Source organism: Thermus oshimai DSM 12092 (genome assembly GCF_000373145.1).
Classification (GTDB): Bacteria; Deinococcota; Deinococci; order Deinococcales; family Thermaceae; genus Thermus; species Thermus oshimai.
The window spans coordinates 51,582-74,413 of record NZ_KB890620.1 but is presented as its reverse complement, the minus strand read 5'-3'; the positions used below and the strand labels follow the sequence as shown (position 1 = coordinate 74,413).

Here is a 22,832-nt window from a genome sequence, read left to right as displayed (position 1 = left end):
CCCTCTAGGCCTCCTCCAGGGGCCAGTAGGGGGTGGCCCCGAGGCTTAAGGGGCTTGGGGGGAAGCCCCTTTGGTGGCGGCGCCAGGCCGCCAGGGCCACCATGGCCCCGTTGTCCTGGGAAAGCCCCTTGGGGGGGAAGAAGACCCTCAGCCCCGCCTCCTGGAAGCGGGCCTGTAGGGCCCGGTTCGCCGCCACCCCGCCCGCCACCAGGAGGGTTTTGAGCCCCGTCCGCTCCACGGCCTTTAGGACCACCTCCCCCAGGTGGGCGATGGCCGCCTCCTGGAAGCCCTTGGCGATGGCCGCCTTGGGCCAGCCCGCCTCCAAAAGCCGGATGGCCTGGGTCTTGAGGCCGGAGAAGCTGAAGTCCAGCCCCTCCTGCCCCTTGAGGGGCACGGGGAAGGGGGCCTTCTCCTCGGCCTCCTGGGCCAGCCGCTCGATCTCCGGCCCCCCCGGGAAGCCGAGGCCCAGGAGGCGAGCCACCTTGTCAAACCCCTCCCCCGCGGCGTCGTCCCGGGTGGCCCCGAGGAGGCGGTAGCGGCCCAGGTCCTCCACCAGGAAGAGGTGGGTGTGCCCGCCGGAGGCCACCAGGGCCAGGAAGGGGGGGGCCAGGTCTTCGGGCCAGGCGGCGGCCATGTGGGCCTCGAGGTGGTGGATTGCGTAGAAGGGCTTTCCCAAGGCCCAGGCGAGCCCCTTGGCGAAGGTGTAGCCCACGAGAAGGGCCCCGATGAGCCCCGGGCCCCGGGTGGCGGCGATGAGGCCGAGGTCCTCCGGCCCGATCCCCGCCTCTCCTAGGGCCCGTTCCGTGAGGGGTCTTAAGACCTTCAGGTGCTCCCGGCTGGCCAGCTCCGGCACCACCCCCCCAAAGGCCTCGTGGAGGGCCACCTGGCTCGCCACCAGGTTCACCACCACCCTCCCGTCCCGCACGAGGCCCACCCCGGTGTCGTCGCAGGAGGTGTCAATCCCTAAGACCCACACCCCTTAGGCTACACGGTTTTCTCATCTCCCTTGGGGGTAGAATCGGCCTTAGGATGTTGGGTCTTCTCAGGCGGCTTTTTGACAACAACGAAAAGGAAATCGCCCGCTACCGCAAGCAGGTGGTGGAGCCCACCAACGCCCTCGAGGCCGAGGTGGAAAAGATCGCGGACCTGGCCTCGGCCTACCGGGAGCTTAAGGAAAAGCACCAAAAGGGGGCCCCCCTGGACGAGCTCCTCCCCATGGCCTTCGCCCTCACCCGGGAGTCCGCCAAGCGCTACCTGGGCATGCGCCACTTTGACGTGCAGCTCATCGGCGGGGCGGTGCTCCACGAGGGCAAGATCGCCGAGATGAAGACCGGGGAGGGCAAGACCCTGGTGGCCACCCTGGCCGTAGCCCTCAACGCCCTCACCGGCAAGGGCGTGCACGTGGTGACGGTGAACGACTACCTGGCCCGGCGGGACGCGGAGTGGATGGGGCCCGTCTACCGGGGCCTGGGGCTTAGCGTGGGGGTGATCCAGCACAGCTCCACCCCCGAGGAGCGGCGGAGGGCCTACCTGGCGGACGTCACCTACGTGACCAACTCCGAGCTGGGCTTTGACTACCTCCGGGACAACATGGCCATCAGCCCGGACCAGCTGGTCCTCCGCCACGACACCCCCCTCCACTACGCCATCATCGACGAGGTGGACTCCATTCTCATCGACGAGGCCCGCACCCCCCTCATCATCTCCGGCCCCGCGGAGAAGGCCACCGACCTCTACTACAAGATGGCGGAGATCGCCAAGAAGCTGGAGAGAGGCCTCCCCGCGGAGCCCGGGGTGCGCAAGGAGCCCACGGGGGACTATACCATCGAGGAGAAGAACCGCTCCGTCCACCTCACCCTCCAGGGCATCGCCAAGGCGGAGAGGCTCCTTGGGGTGGAGGGGCTTTTCAGCCCGGAGAACATGGAGCTCGCCCACATGCTCATCCAGGCCATCCGGGCCAAGGAGCTCTACCACCGGGACCGGGACTACATCGTCCAAGACGGCCAGGTCATCATCGTGGACGAGTTCACGGGCCGCCTCATGCCCGGGCGCCGCTACGGGGAGGGCCTCCACCAGGCCATAGAGGCCAAGGAGGGGGTCCGGATTGAAAGGGAGAACCAGACCCTGGCCACCATCACCTACCAGAACTTCTTCCGCCTCTACGAGAAGCGGGCGGGCATGACCGGCACCGCCAAGACCGAGGAGAAGGAGTTCCAGGAGATCTACGGCATGGACGTGGTGGTGGTCCCCACCAACCGCCCCATGATCCGCCAGGACTTCCCCGACGTGGTCTACCGCACGGAGAAGGGGAAGTTCTACGCGGTGGTGGAGGAGATCGCGGAGAAGTACGAGAAGGGCCAGCCCGTCCTGGTGGGCACCATCAGCATTGAGAAATCCGAAAGGCTTTCCCAGATGCTGAAGGAGCCCCGCCTCTACCTCCCCCGCCTGGAGATGCGGGTGGAGCTCTTCAAAAAGGCCATAGCCAAGCAGGGGGGGGAGGGCTGGGACCGGCTTAAGAAGCTCCTGGAACGCCCCGGCCAGCTTAGGGACGAGGACCTGAAGCCCTTTGAGGAGCTCATCCCCCAGAAGGGGAATATCCGCACCGCCTGGGAAGGGCTAAAGCGGGCGGTGCACACCCTGGAGGTCCTCCGCCAGGGCATCCCCCACCAGGTCCTAAACGCCAAGCACCACGCCCGGGAGGCGGAGATCGTGGCCCAGGCGGGGCGCTCCAAGACCGTCACCATCTCCACCAACATGGCGGGCCGGGGCACGGACATCAAGCTCGGGGGCAACCCCGAGTACCTGGCCGCGGCCCTTTTGGAGAAGGAGGGCTTCAACCGCTACGAGTGGAAGGTGGAGCTCTTCATCAAGAAGATGGTGGCGGGGCAGGAGGAGGAGGCGAAGGCCCTGGCGGAGGAGCTTGGGGTGAAGCCCGAGCTTCTGGAGAGGATCCGCGAGATCCGGGAGGAGTGCAAGCGGGACGAGGAGAGGGTGCGCCAGCTTGGGGGGCTTTTCATCCTGGGCACCGAGCGGCACGAGTCCCGGCGCATCGACAACCAGCTCCGGGGCCGGGCGGGCCGCCAGGGGGACCCGGGGGGGAGCCGGTTCTACGTCTCCTTTGACGACGACCTCATGCGCCTCTTTGCCTCCGACCGGGTCATCGCCATGCTGGACCGCATGGGCTTTGACGACTCCGAGCCCATTGAGCACCCCATGGTCACCCGCTCCATAGAACGGGCCCAAAAGCGGGTGGAGGACCGCAACTTCGCCATCCGCAAACAGCTCCTCCAGTTTGACGACGTGATGGCCCGCCAGCGGGAGGTCATCTACGCCCAGCGCCGCCTCATCCTCTTGGGGAAGGACGAGGAGGTGCGGGAGGCCGCCACCGGCATGGTGGAGGAGACGGTGGCCGCCCTGGCGGAGAACTTCCTAAACCCCCAGGTCCACCCCGAGGACTGGGACCTGGAGGGCTTGAAGACCGCCCTTCTGGACACCGCCCCCCAGCTTGCGGACTTCCCCTTTGAGGAGCTTCGGGCTCTGAAGCCCGAAGAGGGGGTGGACCGCCTGGTGGAGGCGGCCCTAAAGGCCTACGAGGCCCGGGAGGCCGAGCTTTCGCCCCCCCTCATGCGGGCGGTGGAGCGCTTTGTGATCCTCAACGTGGTGGACTCCGCCTGGAAGGAGCACCTCCACAACCTGGACGTGCTCCGCCAGGGCATCTTCCTCCGGGGCTACGGCCAGAAGGACCCCTTCCAGGAGTACAAGATCGAGGCCACCCGCCTTTTCAACGAGATGGTGGCCTTCATCAAGGGGGAGGTGGCCAAGTTCCTCTTCCGCCTCAAGGTGGAGGCCGAGCCCGTGCGCCCCGTGCGGGAGGCCCCCTTCGTCCCGGTGCCGGAGAAGGAGGAGGCCCCGCCGCCCTTTGGGGTGGAGCGGAAACGCGCCCCCACCCCGCCGCCCCAGCCGGGCCTTTCCCGGGCGGAGCGCCGGCGGCTCATGCGGGAGGAGAAGAAAAAGAAGAAGTAAGGGGAGGCCCCGCCCCGGAGCGGGGTTACTCCTCGAGGGTGGAGAGGTCCCCAGGGTCCTTCCCAAGCTCCTGGGCCTTCAGGAGGCGCCTCAGGATCTTCCCCGAACGGGTCTTGGGGAGCTTGTCCAGGAAGACCACCTCGCTAGGGGTGGCGATGGGGCCGAGCTCCCGGCGCACGTGGGCGACGAGGCTTTCTTTTAGCTCCTCCGAAGGGGTGTGTCCAGAGCGGAGGACCACGAAGGCCTTGATGGCCTCCCCCTTCAGGGGGTCGGGCACGCCGATGACCGCGGCTTCGGCCACCGCAGGATGGGAAACCAGGGCGCTTTCCACGTCCGCGGTGCCGATGCGGTGCCCGGCCACGTTCAGGACGTCGTCCGCCCGCCCGAGGACGCTATAGTACCCCTCCTCGTCCTGGCTGGCCACGTCCCCGGCGGCGTAGACCCCGCCCGGGACCTCCCGCCAGTACTGGAGGTAGCGCTCGTGGTTCCCCCAGACGGTGCGCATCATGTGGGGGAAGGGCCTTTTGAGCACCAAAAGCCCCCCCTTCCCCGGGGGCACGGGCCGCCCCTCCTCGTCCACCACCCCCGCCTCCACCCCGGGGAGGGCCACCCCGGCGAAGCCCGGCTTGGCGGGGAGGGTGAGGGGGGTGCCCAGGGTGGGCCCCCCGAGCTCCGTCTGCCACCAGTTGTCGGCCACGAAGCCCCGCCGCCCCCCGTCCGCCAGGTGGGCGTAGGCCCAGCGGAGGGCCTCGGGGTTCAGGGGCTCCCCGGCCACGGCGATGAGGCGCAGGGAGGAGAGGTCGTACTTTTTGGGCCACTCGGGGCCGAACTTCATGAACATGCGCACCGCGGTGGGGGCGGTGAACATCACGTTCACCCGGTGGCGCTCCACCACCTTCCAGAAGGCCCCGGGGTCCGGATGGTCGGGCGCCCCTTCCCTGAGGAGGCTCGTGATCCCTTCCAGGAGGGGGGCGTAGACGATGTAGGAGTGGCCCACGATCCAGCCGATGTCGCTGGTGGCCCAGAAGAGGTCGTCGTCCTTCACGTCAAAGAAGGTGCGCAGGTGGTAGGTGGTGCCCACCATGTACCCCCCGTGCACGTGTACCACCCCCTTGGGCTTGCCCGTGGAGCCCGAGGTGTAGAGGATGAAGAGGGGGTGTTCCGCGTCCACCATCTCCGCCCGGGCCTCGGGGGGGTGGCCCCAGAGGAGCTCCTCAAAATCGTGGTGGCCGGGGGGAAGCTCCGCCTTCCCCAGGCGCTGGAACCAGACCACCTTGAGGGGGAGGTCCCGGATGGCCTCCTCGGCGATGGAGCGCAGGTCCACCACCTTGCCCCGCCGGTACCCCACGTCCCCGGCGATGAGGACCTTGGCCCCCGCGTCCAGGATGCGCTCCCTCAAGGCCCCCACCCCAAGCCCCGCGTAGACCACGCTGTGGATGGCCCCCAGGTAGGCGGTGGCCAGCATGGTCAGGACCCCCTCCAGGGTGAGGGGCATGTAGACCACCACCCGGTCCCCCGGCCCCACCCCGAGCGCCCTTAGCCCCGTGGCCAGGCGGCGCACCCGGTCCAGAAGCTCCCCGTAGGTGAGCTTTTCCTCCCGCCCGTCCTCGGAGAGGTAGAGGAGGGCCACCTTGTTCCGTAGGCCCCGCTCCACGTTCCTTTCCAGGGCGTTGTAGACCGCGTTGGTCCGGCCCCCCAAGAACCAGCGGTGCTCGGGGAGGTTCCACTCCAGCACCCTCGCGAAGGGGACCTCCCAGTGGAAGCGCCTGGCCCACGCCCCCCAGAACCCCTCGGGGTCCTCGAGGCTCCGCCGGTACTCCCCTTGGAAGTCCTTGAGGTTCGCCCCCTGGCGCAAGGCCTCCGGTGCCCAAAGCCGTTCCGCTTCCTTAAGGAGTTTTTCCACCGCCATACTCCTCCTCCAGGCCCGAGGTGTCCCCCGGGTTCAGGCCAAGAAGCTCCGCTTTCAGGACCCGCCTCAGGATCTTGCCGCTCCGGGTACGGGGGAGGGTTTCCACGAAGAAGATGCGGGGCGGGGGCAAAGGCCCCAGGTGGCGGAGGAGGTGGGCCTTGAGCTTCTCCGCCAGGAGGGGCTTGAGCTCTTCGGGGAGCTCCTTGCTCCGGGGCACCACGAAGGCCGCGATCTCCTCCCCCTCCTCCCCCGGCACGCCGATGGCCGCGGCCTCGGCCACCTGGGGGTGGGTGAGGAGGGCGGCCTCCACCTCCGCGGTGCCGAGCCGGGCTTCCCCCACCTTGATGACCTCGTCCGTGCGCCCCAGGATGCGGAAGTACCCCTCCTCGTCCATCACGGCCAGGTCCCCCGTCCAGTACATCCCCCCCTGCCAGGGGGAGGCCCCCCCGAGGAGGCCCACCATCTGGGCGGGGCCCGCCCTGAGAAGGACCAGGTGCCCCTTCTCCCCCGGGGGGAGGACCTCCCCCTTGGGCCCCACCACCCGGGCCTCCACCCCCGGCAGGGGCACCCCCACGAAGCCCGGCTTGGCGGGGAGGGCGAGGGGTGTGGCCAGGGCAGGGGCCCCGAGCTCCGTCTGCCACCAGTTGTCCAGGGGCCAGGCCAGGTGCTCCCGGGTCCAGCGCCAGACCTCGGGGGCCAGGGCCTCCCCCACGCTTCCCAGGAGCCTTAGCCTCGTGGGCCTGGCTTCCCCATGGCGCCTCAGGGCCCGGAGGAGGGTGGGGGAGGTGAGGAGGAGGTCCACCCCAAGAGCGGCCATCCTTCCGTAGAAGGCCGCGGGGCTTGGGTGGTCGGGCCGGTCCTCCAGGAGGAGGCTCGTGCCCCCCAGGAAGAGGGGGGCGTAGAGGCCGAAGGAGTGCCCCACGATCCAGAAGAGGTCCGCGGTGCTGTGGAAGACCTCCCCCGGCTTCAGGTCAAAGAGGTGGCGCAGGGCCCAGGCCACCCCCACCATGTACCCCCCGTGGCCGTGCACCACCCCCTTGGGCTTCCCCGTGGAGCCCGAGGTGTGGAGGAGGAAGAGGGGGTGGTCCGAGGGGACGGGGAGGGGGTCTTGGGGCTTGCCCTCGCTCACCCGCTCCAGGAACTCGCTCGTGCCCCGGCGATGCCAGAGGATGGGGAGGCCCTCCGCCGCCTCCTCCACCCCCTGGGTCAGGGGGATGAACCGCCCCCGGCGGTAGTAGCCGTCCGCGGCCACCAGGAGCTTGGCCCCCACCTGCTTAAGGCGCTCCCGTAGGGCCTCGGGGCCAAGGCCGAGGGGCAGGGCCACGTGCACCGCCCCGATCCGGGCGCAGGCCAGGAGGGTGAGGGCGGCCTCCAGCCCAGTGGGGAGGTAGACCGCCACCCGGTCCCCCGGCCCCACCCCGAGGGCCTTAAGGACCCCCGCGAGCCTCGAGGAAAGCTCCGTGAGCTCCCGGTAGGTCCACTTGCTGAGGTGCCCCTCCCCGTCCAGGGTGAGGAGGGCCACCTGCTGGGCCCTTTCCGGCAGGTGGCGGTCCAGGGCGTTCAGGGCGGCGTTGGTGAGGCCCCCCTGGAACCAGGCCCGTTCCTCGGGCGCGTAGGCCACCCGCCAGGGCTTTTCCCAGTAGAACCCCCGGGCGAAGCCCCCCCAGAACCCCTCGGGGTCCTCGAGGCTCGCCCGGTAGGCCGCGAGGAAGTCCCCGAGGTTGGCCCCCTCCTTCAGAGCCCGGGGGGGCTCCACCTTTTCCACCCGCAAGGGCCCCTCCTCGGGTGGGGGGAGGTTTGGGGGCTCGGGGGGGGTGAGGTGGGCGGGCACCCGGGCCACCTCGGAAAGGGCCCGGGCCAGGCGGCTGAAGGCGAAGGGAAAGCGGCGGCTCGGCACCACCACCCCTAGCGCCCCGAGGAGCTCCCCTTTAGGCCCGAGGAGGGGGGCCGCCAGGGCGGAAAGCCCCAGGGCGTACTCCTCCATCTCCACCGCCAGGCCGCTTTCCCGCACCCTTTTCAGCTCCTCCTCCAGGGCCAGGGGATCGGTGAGGGTGTAGGGGGTCCGGGAGCGCAAGGAGGGCGTGGGCAGGGCCCCGTAGGCCAGGAAGACCTTGCCCAGGGCCAGGGCGTGGGCCTCCTCGGGCAGGGCCTCCCCCAGGGGGTGGGGCTGGCCCTGCCGCCCCCGGCTTTTGAGCCGGATCCCTTCCGGGGTGGGGAGGGCCAGGTAGCACCGCTCCCGGGTGCGCAGGTAAAGCTCCTCCAGGGCCTCTTCCAAGAAGCTCGAGGGCTGGGGCACGGGCTTGGTGCTCCCCAGGCGGTAGCCCCCCTCGGTCTTGACGGCGAAGCCTTCCTCCACCAGGCTGTTAAGCAGGGCGTAGGCGGTGGAGAGGCTTTTGCCCAAAAGGCGGGCCACCTCCTTCACCTCCACCCCTTCGGGGTGCTCCGCCAGGTAGGCGAGGAGGCGCAGGGCCGCCTGAACGGTGGAAAGGCTCCGCTTGCGGGCCATCTTTCCCCATCTTTCCCGTTCCCAAGACCCCCCGTCAAGAAACCCGGGTTTTTGCGCATGGTGAAAAACCCCTTCTTTCTTGACCCCCAGGCCTTTTCTCCCTATCCTAAAACCCTCAAAGGAGGGTGCCATGGACCGCATTGAGGGCGTCTTGAAGGAAGAGCGGGTGTTCTACCCCAGCGAGGCCTTCCGGCAAAAGGCCCACATCAAGAGCGAGGAGGAGTACCAGCGGCTTTACCAGGAAAGCATCCAGGACCCCGAAGGGTTCTGGGGACGGGTGGCCTCCGAACTCCACTGGTTCACCCCCTGGCAGAAGGTCCTGGAAGGGGAGCTGCCCCACCCCAAGTGGTTCGTAGGGGGCAAGACCAACCTCTCCTACAACGCCTTAGACCGCCACGTGGAAACCTGGCGCAGGAACAAGGCGGCCATCGTCTGGGAAGGGGAGCCGGGGGAGGAAAGGGTCCTCACCTACCACGACCTCTGGCGGGAGGTGCAGAAGTTCGCCAACGTCCTGAAGCGCCTGGGGGTCAAGAAGGGGGATCGGGTCACCATCTACCTGCCCATGATCCCCGAGGCGGCCATCGCCATGCTGGCCTGCACCCGCATCGGGGCGGTGCACAGCGTGGTCTTCGGCGGCTTCTCCGCGGGGGCCCTGGCGGACCGGATCAAGGACGCGGAGGCCAAGGTCCTCATCACCGCGGACGGGGGGTACCGGCGGGGGGGCATCGTCCCCTTGAAGCAAAACGCCGACGAGGCCCTGAAGGACACCCCCAGCGTGGAGCACGTGGTGGTGGTGCGGCGCACGGGGGAGGAGGTGCCCATGGTCCCGGGGCGGGACCACTGGTGGCACGAGCTCATGGAGGCGGCCTCGGACCGCTGCGAGCCCGAGCCCATGGAGGCCGAGGAGCCCCTCTTCATCCTCTACACCTCCGGCTCCACGGGCAAGCCCAAAGGGGTCCTCCACACCCTGGGCGGGTACATGACCTACGTCTACCTCACCACCAAGCTGGTCTTTGACCTCAAGGACGAGGACGTCTACTGGTGCACCGCGGACGTGGGCTGGATCACCGGCCACTCCTATGTGGTCTACGGCCCCCTGCTCAACGGGGCCACCACGGTGATGTACGAGGGGGCCCCCAACTGGCCGGAGCCCGACCGCTTCTGGCGCATCGTGGACAAGTACGGGGTCACCATCCTCTACACCGCCCCCACCGCCATCCGCTCCTTCATGCGCTGGGGGGAGGGCTGGCCCCTGAAGCACCGCCTGGACACCCTAAGGCTTCTCGGCACGGTGGGGGAGCCCATCAACCCCGAGGCCTGGCTCTGGTACTACAACGTCATCGGCAAGGGGCGCTGCCCCATCGTGGACACCTGGTGGCAGACGGAGACCGGGGGGATCATGATCACCACCCTCCCCGGGGCCCACGCCATGAAGCCCGGCCACGCGGGCAAGCCCTTCTTCGGGGTGGTGCCGGAGATCCTGGACAGCGAGCACCGCCCGGTGGAAAACCCCGACGAGGGCGGGCACCTCTGCATCACCCGCCCCTGGCCCAGCATGCTCCGCACGGTCTGGGGGGACCCGGGCCGCTTCATCCAGCAGTACTTCAGCCAGCACCCCGGGGTGTACTTCACCGGGGACGGGGCCCGGCGGGACAAGGACGGCTACTACCTCATCCAGGGCCGGGTGGACGACGTCTTGAACGTGGCCGGGCACCGCCTCGGCACCATGGAGATCGAGTCCGCCCTGGTCTCCCACCCCGCGGTGGCCGAGGCCGCGGTGGTGGGCCGCCCCGATCCCGTGAAGGGGGAGGGCATCGTGGCCTTCGTGACCCTCAAGGAAGGGCACAGCCCTTCCGATGCCCTCCGGGATGAGCTCAAGGCCCACGTGGCCAAGGTCATCGGCCCCATCGCCCGGCCGGACGAGGTCCGCTTCACCGACGCCCTGCCCAAGACCCGCTCGGGCAAGATCATGCGCCGCCTCCTGCGCCAGATCGCCGCGGGGGAGAAGGAGATCAAGGGGGACACCTCCACCCTCGAGGACCAGCGGGTGGTGGAGAAGCTGAAGGAGGAGGCCTAACCCCTAAGGCCCCCGCCCCGGGGCCGGAGCCCCGGGGTGGGTTTTTTTCCAAAAGGTGGCGGGAGGGGAAGGCGCTTAGCCCGCCGGGCTCTTGTGGACGTGCACCACCTTCCACCCCTCGGGAAAGCGCACCGCCACCCGGCTTTCGTTCACCGCCCGGTGCCTTAGGCCCCCCTCCTCCTCCACGGTGAGGAGGAGGGTGTAGCTGAAGATGGCCACGTCCCCGTAGCGCTGGAGCCTTCTTTCCAGAAGGTCCAGCCGGTAGGGCCTGCCCCCCGTGGCCCAGCGCCGCTCGGTCATGAAGAGGTGGAAGGGGAGGCCGTCCAGGCGGTGGGGGGTCACGAACCACTCATAGAGGGAGAGCTCCTCGTGGGTGGTGGCCCGGTAGCCCTCCGGGTCCCCTTCGTAGATGCTCCTGAGGTGCTCCTCCAAAAAGGCCCAGAGCTCGGCTTCGCTCTCCATACGCCCTCACCGGGGGGGCTGGTACTCCCCCCACTCCTCCCTTAGGACCCCGCAGACCTCCCCCAGGGTGGCCCGGCGGCGGAAGGCCTCCAGCACGTAGGGGAAGAGGTTTTCCTCGCCCCTTGCCGCCCGCCTTAGGGCCTCGAGGCCCACCCGGACGCTTTCCCCGTCCCGCCTCCTCTTGAACTCCGCCACCTCCCGCTTGCGCTTTTCGTGGAGCTCGGGGTCTATGCGCTGCACGGGGACGGGCTCGTTCAGGGGGCTTTGGGGGTCAAAGAAGCGGTTCACCCCCACGATGACCCGCCCGCCCTCCTCCACCTCCTTCTGGAAGCGCCAGGCGGACTCCTCGATGGCCCGCTGGAAGTAGCCCGCCTCCACCGCGGCCACCGCGCCCCCGAGGGCGTCGATCTCCCGGATGAGGGCCTCGGCCTCCCGCTCCAGCCGGTCCGTGAGGTGCTCCAGGTAGAAGCTTCCCCCCAAGGGGTCTATGGCCCGGGTGACCCCGCTCTCGTAGGCCAGGATCTGCTGGGTCCTGAGGGCGAGGAGGGCGCTTTTCTCCGTGGGCAGGCCCAGGGCCTCGTCGTAAGCGTTGGTGTGCAGGCTCTGCGTGCCCCCAAGGACGGCGGCCAGGGCCTGGTAGGCGGTGCGCACCACGTTGTTCAGGGGCTCCTGGGCGGTGAGGGTGGAGCCCCCGGTCTGGGTGTGGAAGCGGAGGGCCCAGCTCCTGGGGTCCTTGGCCCCGAACTCCTCCCGCATGATCCGGGCCCAAAGCCGCCGGGCCGCGCGGAACTTGGCCGCCTCCTCAAAGATGTCGTTGTGGGCGGCGAAGAAAAAGGAAAGCCGGGGGGCGAAGCGGTCCACGTCCAGCCCCCTCTCTATGGCCGCCCGCACGTAGGCCTTGGCGTCCGCCAGGGTGAAGGCGATCTCCTGGGCGGCGGTGGCCCCCGCCTCGCGGATGTGGTAGCCGGAGATGCTGATGGTGTTCCAGCGGGGCACCTTCTCCGCGCAGAACTGGAAGATGTCCGTGACGAGGCGCATGGAGGGCCCCGGGGGGTAGATGTAGGTCCCCCGGGCGAAGTACTCCTTCAGGATGTCGTTCTGGACCGTGCCCGAAACCTTGTCCCAGGAAACCCCCTGCCTTTCGGCCACCAGGAGGTAAAGGGCCAGGAGCATCATGGCGGGGGCGTTGATGGTCATGCTGGTGGACACCTGGTCCAGGGGGATGCCCTCAAAGAGCCGCTCCATGTCCTCGAGGGTGGCGATGGACACCCCCACCCGCCCCACCTCCCCCACGCTCATGGGGTGGTCCGGGTCTAGGCCCAGCTGGGTGGGGAGGTCGAAGGCCACGGAAAGCCCGGTCTGGCCCTGGGCCAGGAGGTAGCGGTAGCGTCGGTTGGACTCCTCCGCGGTGGAGAAGCCCGCGTACTGCCGCATGGTCCAGAACCGGTCCAGGTACATCCGGGGGTAGATCCCCCGGGTGAAGGGGTACTCCCCGGGGCGGCCCAGGCGTTTCTGGTAGTCCTCGGGCAAGGACTCAAAGAGGCCTTCCATGCCCTAGTTTTACAGCAAAACCCGTACGAGGAGAAGGAAAAGGAAAAGCGCCCCGAAGATGGCCAGGAGGGGGGGCAGGAGAAGGCTGTAAAGGGCCAGGACCAGGGCCAGGAAGTCCTTCCAGTCGGGCCGGAGCTCCTTCACCCCCTTAGTGTACGCCGCGGTGGGGTGCATAACGCTTTCCCCCTTCCTAGCAACCCGCCCCTCCTGATAGGATTGGGCCATGGCCCTTTCCAAGACCGCCCGCAAGGCCTTAAGGGTCCTGGCCCGCCGGGGGGCGCCCGAGGTCCTTTTCGCCCTGGGGAAGGGCTCGGCCCGCTTCTCCGACCTGGAACAGGCCCTCCTCCTCTCCCCGAGAACCCTGGCCGAACGCCTGCGGGAGCTGGCCCTCATGGGGCTGGTGGAGCGGAGGGCTTACGCGGAGGTGCCGCCCCGGGTAGAATACACCCTGACGGCAAGGGGGCGTAAGCTCTTGGATTTCCTTAGGGGATTGGAGCAGGTGTTGGAGCTTCAGGAGGAGATGCGGTGAACGCGCGCGCCATCGTGGTGACTTCCGGAAAAGGTGGGGTGGGGAAGACCACCACCACCGCCAACCTGGGCGCGGCCCTGGCCAAGCTGGGGGAGAAGGTGGCGGTGGTGGACGTGGACGTGGGCCTCAGGAACCTGGACGTGGTCATGGGCCTCGAGGGGCGGGTGGTCTTTGACCTCATCGACGTCCTGGAAGGCCGCGCCAAGCCCCGCCAGGCCCTCATCCGGGACAAGAGGCTGGAAAGCCTCTTCCTCCTCCCCGCCTCCCAGACCAAGGACAAGGAGGCCCTGGACAAGGAGCGCTTTAAGGAGCTCATCCGCTACCTCCTGGAGGAGGAGGGGTTTGACCGGGTGCTCATCGACTCCCCCGCGGGGATAGAGAAGGGCTTCCAGACCGCGAGCTACCCCGCGGAGGGTGCGCTTGTGGTGGTGAACCCCGAGGTTTCCAGCGTGCGGGACGCGGACCGCATCATCGGCCTCCTGGAGGCCCGGGAGATCCGGGAAAACTTCCTGGTCATCAACCGCCTGCGGCCCAAGATGGTGGCCAAGGGGGACATGCTCTCCGTGGAGGACGTGGTGGAGATCCTGGGCCTGAAGCCCATCGGCATCGTCCCCGAGGACGAGCAGGTCATCGTCTCCACCAACCAGGGGGAGCCTTTGGTCCTGAAGGGCACGGGCCCCGCGGCCCAGGCCTTCATGGACACCGCCCGCCGCATCCGGGGGGAGGAGGTGCCCTTCCGCCACCTGGACGAGGCGGGGGGGCTCCTTTCCGTGCTCAGGCGCCTCTTTGGAGGGGGTCGGTGATGTGGTGGCGGAAGAAGAGCAAGGACCGGGCCAAGGAACGGCTCAAGCTCGTCCTGGCCTACGACCGGGCCAAGCTCTCCCCGGGGCTGGTGGAGAGCCTTAAAAAAGACCTCCTGGAGGTCCTCCGCCGCTACTTCCCCGCCCAGGAGGAGGGCATCCAGGTGGCCCTGGAGGAGCGGGGGGAGAAGATGGTCCTCCTGGCGGACATCCCCTTAAAGGGTTAGAAGGGTGGTCGCGAGAATCCCCCTACAGGCCTACGACTGGGGGCTCGTGGCCCTTACCCTGGCCCTTTTGGCCCTGGGGTTCGTCAACCTGAAAAGCGCGGCCCCCGACCCCGCCCTCCTCCTCCGCCAGGGGGTGGCCCTCCTCTTGGGCCTCCTCCTGGCCGTGGGGGTCCAGTTCCTCTCCCGCAAGCGCCTGTTCGCCTTGGCCCTGCCCCTTTACGCCTTCAGCCTCCTCCTCCTCCTCCTGGTCCTTTTGGTGGGGCGGGAGATCAACGGGGCCAAGGCCTGGTTCGTCCTCGGCCCCATCCAGTTCCAGCCCCTGGAGCTGGCCAAGCTTTCCCTGGTCCTCCTCCTGGCCCGGGCGCTGGAGAGCCGCCCCATCCGCACCCTCTGGGACTACCTCCTCCCCGCAAGCCTGGTCCTCCCCGTGGTGGCCCTCCTCCTCCTCCAGCCCGACCTGGGGGGAAGCCTGGTGGTCCTCTTCGGGGCCTTCGCGGTGCTTTTCGTCCGGGGGCTTCCCTGGCGGCACCTCCTCCTTGGGGGGGCGCTTCTTTTGGTGCTGGTGCCCGCGGTGGTCTGGCCCAACCTCAAGCCCTATCAGCGGGAACGGGTCCTCATCGTCCTGGACCCCTACCGCGACCCCCTGGGCCAGGGGTTCCAGGTGATCCAGTCCACCATCGCCATCGGCTCGGGGGGGCTTTTCGGCAAGGGGTACGGCCAGGGCACCCAGACCCAGCTGGGCTTCGTGCCTTTCCGGCACACGGACTTCGTCTTCGCCGTCTTCGCCGAGGAGTGGGGGTTCGTGGGGGTGGTGGCCCTCCTCGGGCTTTACGGCCTGTTCCTGGCCCGGATCTTTGGCCTGGCCCTGGAGTGTCCGCGCCCTTCCGACCGGCTCTTCATCGCCGGGGTGGGGGGGATGCTGGGCTTCCAGGTCCTGGTGAACCTGGGGGTGGCCCTGGGGGTTTTGCCCGTGACCGGCCTCACCCTGCCCCTCCTCTCCTACGGGGGGTCTAGCCTCATGGCCACCCTGCTGGCCCTGGGCCTGGTCCTTTTGGTCCACCGGGACCGGATGCAGCCCTAGCGGGTATTGTCCTCCCCCCCGCCTGGCCCTAAACTGGTGCGCGTGGCCGGAGAGCCCCTGGTCAAGCTTCTTGGCGTGCGCAAGGCCTATGGGGAGGTGGTGGCCCTGGACGGGGTGGACCTCGAGGTAAAGCGGGGGGAGTTTTTCAGCCTCCTCGGGCCCTCGGGGTGCGGCAAGACCACCCTCCTCCGCCTCCTTGCGGGCTTTGAAACCCCGGACGCGGGCCGGATCCTCCTGGACGGGAAGGACATGGCGGGGGTCCCCCCCTACGCCCGGCCGGTGAACACCGTGTTCCAGAACTACGCCCTCTTCCCCCACATGACCGTGGAGGGGAACGTGGCCTTTGGCCTCCGGATGAAGGGCCTAAGGGAGGAGGAGATCCGCAAAAAGGTGGCCTGGGCCCTGGAGCTTGTGGACCTCCTGGGCCTGGAGAAGCGCTACCCCAGGGAGCTTTCCGGGGGGCAGAAGCAGCGGGTGGCCCTGGCCCGGGCCCTGGTCCTGGAGCCTCTGGTCCTCCTCCTGGACGAGCCCCTTTCGGCCCTGGACGCGAGGCTTCGCCAGGAGCTCAGGGTGGAGCTCATGCAGCTCCAAAGGCGGCTTGGCACCACCTTCATCTTCGTCACCCACGACCAGGAGGAGGCCCTGGTGATGTCGGACCGCATCGCGGTCATGCGCGCGGGGCGGATTGAGCAGCTGGGCCTGCCCGACGAGGTTTACGAGCGCCCCAAGACCCGCTTCGTGGCGGAGTTTTTGGGCCGCTCCAACCTCATCCCCGCAAGGCCCCACCCCCAAGGGGCCGAGACCCCTTTGGGCCCCCTCCACCTCCCCCGCCCCCTGGAGCGGGAGGCCCTTCTCGCCGTCCGGCCGGAGAAGATCCGGCTCTACCCCCGCTCCGCTTCAAACCTGCCCGGGCGGAACCTGGTCCTTGCCCGGGTGGAGGAGATCGTCTACACGGGGGCGGAGAACCAGTACATCCTCCAGGCGGGCCCCTTAAGGCTTCTGGCCTACACCCTGAACCAGGACCTGCAGGAGCCGGGGGCCGAGGAGTTCGCTTATGGGGAGGAGGTCTTCTGCTACCTTCCCCCGGAGAACCTGGTGGTGATCCATGAATGAGGCGGCTACCCCTCTAAGGCGCCTCTTCCGGGTCCTGGTGACCGTGGGGCCCGGGGCCCTTTGGCTTTTCCTCTTCGTCCTCCTGCCCACCCTTCTCGTCCTCCTGGCCTCCTTCCTCACCCGGGGGCCCTACGGGGAGCTTGTCCTTCCTTTGGGGCTTCACAACTACGCCCGGCTCCTCAACCCCCTTTACCTCGAGGTCTTCGCCAATAGCCTCCTCTTAGGCCTCCTCACCACGCTCCTTTCCCTCCTCCTGGGCTACCCCCTGGCCTTCTACATCGCCCGCCATCCCAGGAGGGACCTCCTCCTTTTTCTCCTCCTCCTGCCCTTCCTCACCAACTTCCTCATCCGGGTCTACGCCTGGCTGGTCCTCCTCCAGCGGGAGGGCCTCTTAAACGCCTTCCTGGGGGCTTTTGGCCTTGGGCCTTTCCCCTTTTACCCCTCCTTCTTGGCCGTGCTCCTCGCCACCCTCTACACCTTCCTTCCCTTCTTCGTCCTGCCCCTCTACGCGGCGGTGGAAAGGCTGGACTGGCAGCTTCTCGAGGCGGCCTACGACCTGGGGGCGAGGCCGGTGAGGGCCTTCTTCCATGCGGTCCTGCCCCAGACCTACCCCGGGCTTTTTGCGGGCAGCGCCTTGGTCTTCATCCCGGCCATGGGCACCTTTGTGGTGGCGGACCTCCTGGGGGCTGGGCGGGTGGTCCTCATCGGCAACCTCATCCAGCAGCAGTTCGGCGTGACCCGGGACTGGGCCTTCGGGGCCGCCTTAAGCGTCTTCCTCATGGCTTTCGTGCTCCTGGCCCTTTACCTCTACGCCCGCGTGCAGGGGGAAAGGGGGCTTGAGGACCTGGTATGAAGCGGCTCCTTGCCCTCCACGCCCTGCTCGTCTACCTCTTCCTCTACCTCCCCATCCTGGTCATCGTCGCCCTTTCCTTCAACCAAAGCCGCCGGGGGGTGCGCTTCACCGGCTTCACCCTGGACTGGTACCGGGCCCTTTTCGCCGACCCCAGGGTCTTGGAGTACGCCCTGAACACCCTCCTCGTGGCCCTGGTCTCCACCCTGGTGGCCACGGTCCTGGGCACGCTTCTCGCCCTCGGCTTGGTGCGCTACCGCTTCCCCGGCAAGGGCTTCCTCTACTACCTCCTCTACGTGCCCGTGGTGGTGCCGGACGTGGTCATGGGGGTTTCCCTGCTCCTCCTCTTCGCCATGAGCCGGGAACTTCTCGGCTTCCCCCGGCTTTCCCTCCTCACGGTCATCCTGGGGCACATCACCTTCCAGGTGGCCTTCGTGACCCTGGTGGTGCGGGCCAGGCTCCTCCTCCTGGACCCGGCCCTGGAGGAAGCGGCCCGGGACCTGGGGGCTAGGGGCTGGCAGACCTTCTTCCACGTGACCCTCCCCCTGGCCTGGCCGGGGGTGGCGGCGGGGGCCCTTCTCGCCCTCACCCTCTCCCTGGACGACTTCGTGGTAACCTTTTTCACCGCGGGGCCTGGGGCCACCACCCTGCCCCTTTACATCTACTCCAGCGTGAAGCTGGGCGTGAGCCCCAAGGTCCACGCCCTCTCCACCCTGATCGTGGGGGCAAGCGCCCTCTTCCTGGCCCTGGCCTACGCGGTGGGAAGGAGGCGGGTATGAAGCGGGGAGTTTGGATTCTCTTGGCGCTTTTGCTGGTGGGGGTGGGGTACCTCTTCCTTCGGCCCAAGCCCCCTCAAACCGCGGGCACCCTGTACTTCCTGAACTGGGCGGACTACATCCCGGAGGAACTGGTTCAGAAGTTTGAGGCGGAAACGGGGGCCAAGGTGGTCCTGGACACCTTTGAGTCCCCCGAGGCCATGCTGGCCAAGCTCAAGGCGGGGGCCGACCGGGAGTTCTCCCTGGTGGTGGCCCCCGATTACTACGTGCTCCAGATGGCCCGGGAGGACCTCCTGGCTCCCCTAGACAAGGGAAGGCTTAAGAACCTGGCCCACCTGGACCCCTTCTTCCAGGACCCCCCCTACGACCCTGGCCTCCAGTACTCCGTCCCCTACCTCTGGGGCACCACGGGGCTGGCCTACCGGGAGGACCTGGTGACGGGGCCGGTGGACTCCTACGCGGTGTTCTTTGACCCCGAAAAGGCCGTGGGGCCCTTCCTCCTCCTGGACGAGATGCGGGAGACGGTGGGGGCCGCCCTCAAGTACCTGGGCTACTCCGTGAACGCCACCGACCCCAAGGCCCTGGAGGAGGCCAAGGCCCTGCTCCTTTCCGCCAAGGCCCGCTCCGTGGGCTTTGCCGGGGGAATAGAGGCCTTAAACCGCCTCCTGGCAGGGGACGCGGCGGTGACCCTGGCCTACTCCGGGGATGTCCTCCAGGCCCGCCAGGAGGACGCGCGCCTGCGCTACGCCATCCCCAAGGAGGGGGGCACCCTCTGGACGGACGCCATGGTGGTCCTCAAGCGGGGCCCGGCCCAGGACCTGGCCTACCGCTTCATAGACTTCCTCCTGGAGCCGGAAAACGCCGCGGCCCTTGCGGAGTACACCCGCTACGCCACCCCCGTGGCCGCGGCCATCCCCCTCCTCCCCGAGGAGATGCGCCAGGACCCGGTGGTCTTCCCGCCGGAGGAGGTGCGTTCCAAGCTGGAGTACCTCAAGGATTTGGGTCCGGACATCGCCCTTTTTGACCAGGTCTGGACGGAGGTAAAGGCCCGCTAAAGGGGCGGCCCTCCCCGGCAAGGTATACTGGCCCCATGAAGCGGGCCCTTTTCCTCCTCTTCTTCCTGGGCCTGGCCCTGGCCCAGGGGGTGGAGGCCCTGTGGGGGCGCACCTGCGCCCAGTGCCACGGGGATAAGGCCCAGGGGGTGCGCCCCTACCCCGGCCTGGCCTCCGCCCTTCCCTTCTTCGCCACCCCGGAGGGCCGCCGCTACTTGGTGCTGGTGGTCCTCTACGGCCGGAAGGGGGAGGCCGGGCTCATGCCCGGCTTCTACCAGCTCAAGGACGAGGAGGTGGCCCGGCTCCTGAACCACCTAAAGGACCTCCTCCGGGCCAAGGGGGAGCCCTTCAGCCCGGAGGAGGTGGCCCGGGAGCGGGGGAAGAACCTCACCCCCGACGCGGTCAAGCGCCCCTAGGGTCTTCCAGGGCCGCCCCTTCGTCCGCCTGGCGCACCAGGGCGGCGTAGCGGGCGAAAAGCCCGTGGCGGAAGGCGGGGGGGCGGGGCTGCCAGCGGGCCCTCCTCCTTTCCAGCTCTTCCTCGGGGAGGAGGACCTCGAGGCGCCGGCCCTCCACGTCAATCCGCACCCGGTCCCCCTCTTCCAATAGGGCGATGGGCCCGCCCACGAAGGCCTCGGGGGCGATGTGGCCGATCATGAGGCCGCGGGTGCCTCCGGAGAAGCGGCCGTCGGTGAGGAGGGCCACCTCGGGCCCCAGGCCCTCCCCCACGAGGGCGCTGGTCACGGAGAGCATCTCGGGCATGCCGGGCGCCCCCTTGGGCCCCACGTAGCGGATGACCACCACGTCCCCCGGGCGGATCTCCCCCGCCAGGACCTTGGCCATGGCCTCCTCCTCCGAGTCAAACACCCGCGCGGGCCCCTCAAAGAAGGTGCGCTCCGTGCCCGCAAGCTTTAAGACCGCCCCCCTAGGGGCCAGGTTCCCGAAGAGGACCACGAGGCCCCCCTGGGGCTTTAGGGCCTTCTCCACGGGGAAGACCACCCGTTGGCCCTCCGCCTCCCGGAAGTGGGCCTCCACCTCCTCCTCCAGGGTCCGGCCCGTAACCGTCCGTTCCTCCCCGTAAAGGAGGCCCGCCTCCAGAAGCCGCTTGAAGACGAGGGGCGTGCCCCCCGCCTCGTAGAGCTCCCAGGCGGTGTAGGTCCCCCAGGGGCGGAGGTCGGCGATGACCGGGGTCTTGCGGGAGATCCGGTCGAAGTCCTCGAGGCTGAGCTCCACCCCCGCTTCCCTGGCCAGGGCCAGGAGGTGGAGCACGGCGTTGGTGCTCCCGCCGGTGGCGGCCACCGCGGCGATGGCGTTGAGGAAGCTTTTCCGGGTGAGGAAGTCCTTGGGCTTCCAGTCCCTCCGAATGGCCTCGGCTAGGACCTCCGCGGCCTTTCGGGTGGCCTTAGGCTTTTCGGGGTGCACCGCGGGGATGGCGTTGTAGCCCATGGGGGAAAGGCCCAGGACCTCCAGGGCCATGGCCATGGTGTTGGCGGTGTACTGCCCCCCGCAGGCCCCGGGGCCGGGGATGGCCCGCCGCTCGATCTCCAGAAGCTCCTCCTCGGAGATCCTTCCCGCGGCCCGTTGCCCCACCGCCTCAAAGACCTCCACGATGGTGAGCTTCCGCTCCCCGTAGACCCCCGGGGCGATGGTCCCCCCGTAGAGGACCATCCCCGGCACCCCGCTGCGGATGACCCCCATGGCCCCCCCGGGGATGGTCTTGTCGCAGGCGGAGAGCACCGCCATCCCGTCGTAGAGGTAGCCCTGGGCCACGAGCTCCACGCTGTCCGCGATGACCTCGCGGCTTACCAGGCTTGCCCGCATCCCCGGGGTGCCCATGCTGATGCCGTCGGAGATGGCGGGGGCCCCGAACTCAAAGGGGAAGACCCCGGCCTCCTTGAGCCCCGCCTTCAGGTCCAGGGCGAGCTGCCGGAGGTGGGCGTTGCAGGGCATGCCGTCGGTGAAGGTGTTCACCACCCCTACAAAGGGCCTAGAGAAGTCCTCGTCCCCCACGCCCACCGCCCGGAGCATGGCCCGGGCGGGGGCCTGCTGCAGTCCTTTCTTGATCCGGTCTGACCTCATGCGTCCCTCCAGGTGGCGATCTTTCCGTGAAAACTCCGGGCCCGGGGGAGAAGCCGGACCAGGGCCTTGGCCGCCTCCTCGGGGGAGAGGAGGCGGCCTTCCTCCTTGTACCCCCTAAACACCCGCTGGAGCACCGGGGCGGCCCCGCCTTGGGCCTCCCGGGCCGCGCGCTGCATCTCCGTTTCCACCACCCCGGGGCGGTAGATGAAGCAGGCCACCTCCGGGGCCTCCGCGGCCAGCTGCCGGGCCAGGTGCTCCTCCGCCGCCTTGGCCACCGCGTAGGCCCCGATGCCGGGGAGGTTGGTCTCCGCCGCCCCCGAGCCCACGTAGACCGCAAGCCCTTCCCCTTGGGCCTTGAGGTAGGGGTAGGCGAAGCGGGCCAGCTGGTAGCCCGCGAGGAGGTTGGCCTCGAGGACCTCCAGGAAGAGCTCCTCCGCCAGCTCAAAGAGGAAGGGCCCCGGGTGGAGGACCCCGGCGTTGTGGATGTAGCCGTAAAACCCCTCCAGGGCCTTGGCCTTTTCCACCAGGGCCTCGGCCACCTCCCTTTTTCCCGCGCTTCCCGCCACCATCTCCGCCTTGGCCCCGAGGGCCCGCACCTCCTCCAGCGCTTCCCTTAGGGGCCCTTCCGAGCGGGCGTTTAGCACCAGGTTGTACCCAGCGCGGGCCAGCTCCAGGGCCAGGGCCCTGCCGATGCCCCGGCTCGCCCCGGTGAGGATAAGGGTCTTTCTCACAGGAGTTCCTCCAAGGGGATCTGGACCCCGAGGAAGGCCAGGGTTGCCCCCGGCCCCAGGGCCTCGGCTTCCCGGTAGGCCCGCCCCTCGGGGTTGCGGTGCACCAGAACCCGCCTCCCCGTAAGGTCCACCACCCAGACCTCGGGCACCCCCCCGGCCGCGTAAAGGGGAAGCTTCACCTTGAGGTCGTAGTCTAGGGTGGTGTCCGCCACCTCCACCACCAGAAGGGCATCCCGCCCCTCGGGGAGGCGCTTTTCATAGAAGTCCGGCCGGGGCTTGAGGAGGGCCAGGTCGGGGTAGAGCTCGGATTCCCCCACCACCAGGGGGTTTTGCACTGCCAGAATGGCCCGCTCTGGGACCAGGGGGGCGAAGCGCGCGGTGAGCCGGTTCACCGTGGCCGCGGGGCGCTTTCCGATGGGGCTCATCTCCAAAAGCTCCCCTTCCACCAGCTCCAGCCTCAGGTCCTCGGGGAAGACCCCGGCCTCCACCATGCGGTGGAACTCCTCCAGGGAGATCTTGTGGCGGGTCACGGCAGGACCTCCTCTAAGGGGATGGAAAGCCCCAGGGCCTCGAGGCGCCCCCCCTCCACGGCCTCGGCCACCCGGTAGGCCCCCCCCTCCGGCGCCCGGAAGACGTGGACCCGCCGGCTCTCCAGGTCCACCACCCAGACCTCGGGGACCCCGGCCTTGGCGTAGAGGGGAAGCTTTACCTTGAGGTCGTAGTCCAGGGAGCTTTCCGCCACCTCTATCACCAGAAGGGCGTCCTCCGCCTCGGGGATTTTCCCCGCGTAGAAATCCTCCCTAAAGCGAAGGATGGCGAGGTCGGGCTGGGGCTCGGTGTCCGGTGAAAGGCGGAGTGGGTCTTGGACCTGTAGCAGAGCCTGACGGCGGGCCTGAAGAGGAAAAAAGGCATCCATAAGCTTCTTGACCGCCGCCATGTGCCGCTTCCCCACGGGGCTCAGCTCCACCACCTCCCCCTCCAGGAGCTCCACCCGGTCGTCCTCCCCGAGGATCCCTGCCTCGGCCATGCGGTGGAAGTCCTCGGCGCTGAAGCGGTGCCGGATCATATC

General features: G+C 68.6%; 21 protein-coding genes. 11 read left to right on the top strand and 10 right to left on the bottom strand.

Going from position 1 to position 22,832, the window contains the following annotated elements; all coding sequences use genetic code 11:
- Window positions 1-4: 4 nt before the first annotated feature.
- Window positions 5-976 (bottom strand): tRNA (adenosine(37)-N6)-threonylcarbamoyltransferase complex transferase subunit TsaD, encoded by a 972-nt coding sequence (tsaD, locus tag B043_RS0108830; RefSeq protein ID WP_018461727.1) that lies wholly within the window; start codon window positions 974-976, stop codon window positions 5-7.
- Between the two features lie 53 nt (window positions 977-1,029).
- Between tsaD and secA the strand changes: the two genes are divergently transcribed.
- On the top strand, window positions 1,030-4,023 hold the full coding sequence (secA, locus tag B043_RS0108825) for a preprotein translocase subunit SecA (RefSeq protein WP_018461726.1): 2,994 nt from the start codon (window positions 1,030-1,032) through the stop codon (window positions 4,021-4,023).
- Between the two features lie 25 nt (window positions 4,024-4,048).
- Here secA and B043_RS0108820 read toward each other — a convergent pair whose 3' ends face one another.
- Both B043_RS0108820 and B043_RS0108815 read right to left on the bottom strand, forming a co-directional pair.
- A complete protein-coding gene (locus tag B043_RS0108820; RefSeq protein ID WP_018461725.1) occupies window positions 4,049-5,932 on the bottom strand; it encodes an acetate--CoA ligase in 1,884 nt (627 codons plus the stop codon).
- Window positions 5,910-8,438: an AMP-binding protein gene (locus B043_RS0108815; RefSeq protein ID WP_026234203.1), complete on the bottom strand. Its 2,529-nt coding sequence runs from the start codon at window positions 8,436-8,438 to the stop codon at window positions 5,910-5,912. The genes B043_RS0108820 and B043_RS0108815 overlap by 23 nt, the downstream gene beginning before the upstream one ends.
- 130 nt (window positions 8,439-8,568) lie before the next feature.
- Here B043_RS0108815 and acs point away from each other — a divergent pair, with 130 nt between their 5' ends.
- On the top strand, window positions 8,569-10,515 hold the full coding sequence (acs, locus tag B043_RS0108810) for an acetate--CoA ligase (RefSeq protein WP_018461723.1): 1,947 nt from the start codon (window positions 8,569-8,571) through the stop codon (window positions 10,513-10,515).
- Window positions 10,516-10,590: 75 nt separating this feature from the next.
- On the opposite strand, the gene B043_RS0108805 is transcribed toward acs, so the two are convergent.
- From B043_RS0108805 to B043_RS13355, 3 genes are read right to left on the bottom strand one after another with little or no spacing between them, the layout of a single operon-like run.
- A complete protein-coding gene (locus tag B043_RS0108805; protein WP_018461722.1) occupies window positions 10,591-10,977 on the bottom strand; it encodes a nuclear transport factor 2 family protein in 387 nt (128 codons plus the stop codon).
- Window positions 10,978-10,983: 6 nt separating this feature from the next.
- Window positions 10,984-12,528 (bottom strand): acyl-CoA mutase large subunit family protein, encoded by a 1,545-nt coding sequence (locus B043_RS0108800; RefSeq protein ID WP_018461721.1) that lies wholly within the window; start codon window positions 12,526-12,528, stop codon window positions 10,984-10,986.
- Window positions 12,529-12,537: 9 nt separating this feature from the next.
- Window positions 12,538-12,672: a hypothetical protein gene (locus B043_RS13355; RefSeq protein ID WP_274532297.1), complete on the bottom strand. Its 135-nt coding sequence runs from the start codon at window positions 12,670-12,672 to the stop codon at window positions 12,538-12,540.
- Between the two features lie 79 nt (window positions 12,673-12,751).
- On the opposite strand from B043_RS13355, the gene B043_RS0108790 reads away from it, so the two are divergent.
- From B043_RS0108790 to B043_RS0108750, 9 genes are read left to right on the top strand one after another with little or no spacing between them, the layout of a single operon-like run.
- Entirely contained in the window at window positions 12,752-13,057 is a 306-nt protein-coding gene (locus B043_RS0108790) for a winged helix-turn-helix transcriptional regulator (RefSeq protein ID WP_016329493.1), read from the top strand.
- Window positions 13,054-13,860, top strand: coding sequence for a septum site-determining protein MinD (gene minD / locus B043_RS0108785; RefSeq protein WP_016329492.1), 807 nt, complete (start codon window positions 13,054-13,056; stop codon window positions 13,858-13,860). The genes B043_RS0108790 and minD overlap by 4 nt, the downstream gene beginning before the upstream one ends.
- Window positions 13,860-14,084 (top strand): cell division topological specificity factor MinE, encoded by a 225-nt coding sequence (minE, locus tag B043_RS0108780; RefSeq protein ID WP_016329491.1) that lies wholly within the window; start codon window positions 13,860-13,862, stop codon window positions 14,082-14,084. The genes minD and minE overlap by 1 nt, the downstream gene beginning before the upstream one ends.
- A gap of 4 nt (window positions 14,085-14,088) precedes the next feature.
- Window positions 14,089-15,165 carry a rod shape-determining protein RodA gene (gene rodA / locus B043_RS0108775; RefSeq protein ID WP_016329490.1) on the top strand — a complete coding sequence of 359 codons (1,077 nt, stop codon included), beginning with the start codon at window positions 14,089-14,091 and terminating at the stop codon, window positions 15,163-15,165.
- A gap of 42 nt (window positions 15,166-15,207) precedes the next feature.
- Complete coding sequence (locus B043_RS0108770; protein WP_018461718.1) at window positions 15,208-16,278, top strand: ABC transporter ATP-binding protein; 1,071 nt, start codon at window positions 15,208-15,210, stop codon at window positions 16,276-16,278.
- Window positions 16,271-17,131 (top strand): ABC transporter permease, encoded by an 861-nt coding sequence (locus B043_RS0108765; protein WP_018461717.1) that lies wholly within the window; start codon window positions 16,271-16,273, stop codon window positions 17,129-17,131. Before B043_RS0108770 ends, B043_RS0108765 begins: the two co-directional genes overlap by 8 nt.
- Window positions 17,128-17,907: an ABC transporter permease gene (locus B043_RS0108760; RefSeq protein WP_018461716.1), complete on the top strand. Its 780-nt coding sequence runs from the start codon at window positions 17,128-17,130 to the stop codon at window positions 17,905-17,907. Before B043_RS0108765 ends, B043_RS0108760 begins: the two co-directional genes overlap by 4 nt.
- Window positions 17,904-18,959 (top strand): polyamine ABC transporter substrate-binding protein, encoded by a 1,056-nt coding sequence (locus tag B043_RS0108755; protein ID WP_016329486.1) that lies wholly within the window; start codon window positions 17,904-17,906, stop codon window positions 18,957-18,959. Before B043_RS0108760 ends, B043_RS0108755 begins: the two co-directional genes overlap by 4 nt.
- A gap of 35 nt (window positions 18,960-18,994) precedes the next feature.
- Entirely contained in the window at window positions 18,995-19,372 is a 378-nt protein-coding gene (locus B043_RS0108750) for a c-type cytochrome (RefSeq protein WP_018461715.1), read from the top strand.
- Here the strand turns inward: B043_RS0108750 and ilvD are convergent.
- Genes ilvD through B043_RS0108730 form a run of 4 tightly spaced genes read right to left on the bottom strand, consistent with a single transcriptional unit; the run spans window position 19,359 to window position 22,829 of the window.
- Complete coding sequence (ilvD, locus tag B043_RS0108745; protein ID WP_026234202.1) at window positions 19,359-21,032, bottom strand: dihydroxy-acid dehydratase; 1,674 nt, start codon at window positions 21,030-21,032, stop codon at window positions 19,359-19,361. The genes B043_RS0108750 and ilvD overlap by 14 nt on opposite strands.
- On the bottom strand, window positions 21,029-21,763 hold the full coding sequence (locus tag B043_RS0108740) for an SDR family NAD(P)-dependent oxidoreductase (RefSeq protein ID WP_016329483.1): 735 nt from the start codon (window positions 21,761-21,763) through the stop codon (window positions 21,029-21,031). Before B043_RS0108740 ends, ilvD begins: the two co-directional genes overlap by 4 nt.
- Complete coding sequence (locus B043_RS0108735) at window positions 21,760-22,293, bottom strand: Uma2 family endonuclease (protein ID WP_018461713.1); 534 nt, start codon at window positions 22,291-22,293, stop codon at window positions 21,760-21,762. The genes B043_RS0108740 and B043_RS0108735 overlap by 4 nt, the downstream gene beginning before the upstream one ends.
- The gene (locus B043_RS0108730; RefSeq protein ID WP_018461712.1) at window positions 22,290-22,829 is read right to left on the bottom strand and encodes a Uma2 family endonuclease; all 540 of its coding nucleotides are present in this window, start codon (window positions 22,827-22,829) and stop codon (window positions 22,290-22,292) included. The genes B043_RS0108735 and B043_RS0108730 overlap by 4 nt, the downstream gene beginning before the upstream one ends.
- Window positions 22,830-22,832: the final 3 nt, after the last annotated feature.

What these genes read in the sequence shown, in the direction of transcription:
- B043_RS0108790 (WP_016329493.1), top strand. Translation starts at nt 12,752, where the DNA reads ATGGCCCTTTCCAAGACCGCCCGCAAGGCCTTAAGGGTCCTGGCCCGC.
- secA (WP_018461726.1), top strand. Translation starts at nt 1,030, where the DNA reads ATGTTGGGTCTTCTCAGGCGGCTTTTTGACAACAACGAAAAGGAAATC.
- B043_RS0108755 (WP_016329486.1), top strand. Translation starts at nt 17,904, where the DNA reads ATGAAGCGGGGAGTTTGGATTCTCTTGGCGCTTTTGCTGGTGGGGGTG.
- B043_RS0108820 (WP_018461725.1), bottom strand. Translation starts at nt 5,932, where the DNA reads ATGGCGGTGGAAAAACTCCTTAAGGAAGCGGAACGGCTTTGGGCACCG.
- ilvD (WP_026234202.1), bottom strand. Translation starts at nt 21,032, where the DNA reads ATGAGGTCAGACCGGATCAAGAAAGGACTGCAGCAGGCCCCCGCCCGG.
- B043_RS0108730 (WP_018461712.1), bottom strand. Translation starts at nt 22,829, where the DNA reads ATGATCCGGCACCGCTTCAGCGCCGAGGACTTCCACCGCATGGCCGAG.
- B043_RS0108760 (WP_018461716.1), top strand. Translation starts at nt 17,128, where the DNA reads ATGAAGCGGCTCCTTGCCCTCCACGCCCTGCTCGTCTACCTCTTCCTC.
- minE (WP_016329491.1), top strand. Translation starts at nt 13,860, where the DNA reads ATGTGGTGGCGGAAGAAGAGCAAGGACCGGGCCAAGGAACGGCTCAAG.
- B043_RS0108800 (WP_018461721.1), bottom strand. Translation starts at nt 12,528, where the DNA reads ATGGAAGGCCTCTTTGAGTCCTTGCCCGAGGACTACCAGAAACGCCTG.
- B043_RS0108765 (WP_018461717.1), top strand. Translation starts at nt 16,271, where the DNA reads ATGAATGAGGCGGCTACCCCTCTAAGGCGCCTCTTCCGGGTCCTGGTG.
- acs (WP_018461723.1), top strand. Translation starts at nt 8,569, where the DNA reads ATGGACCGCATTGAGGGCGTCTTGAAGGAAGAGCGGGTGTTCTACCCC.
- B043_RS0108815 (WP_026234203.1), bottom strand. Translation starts at nt 8,438, where the DNA reads ATGGCCCGCAAGCGGAGCCTTTCCACCGTTCAGGCGGCCCTGCGCCTC.
- B043_RS0108750 (WP_018461715.1), top strand. Translation starts at nt 18,995, where the DNA reads ATGAAGCGGGCCCTTTTCCTCCTCTTCTTCCTGGGCCTGGCCCTGGCC.
- B043_RS0108805 (WP_018461722.1), bottom strand. Translation starts at nt 10,977, where the DNA reads ATGGAGAGCGAAGCCGAGCTCTGGGCCTTTTTGGAGGAGCACCTCAGG.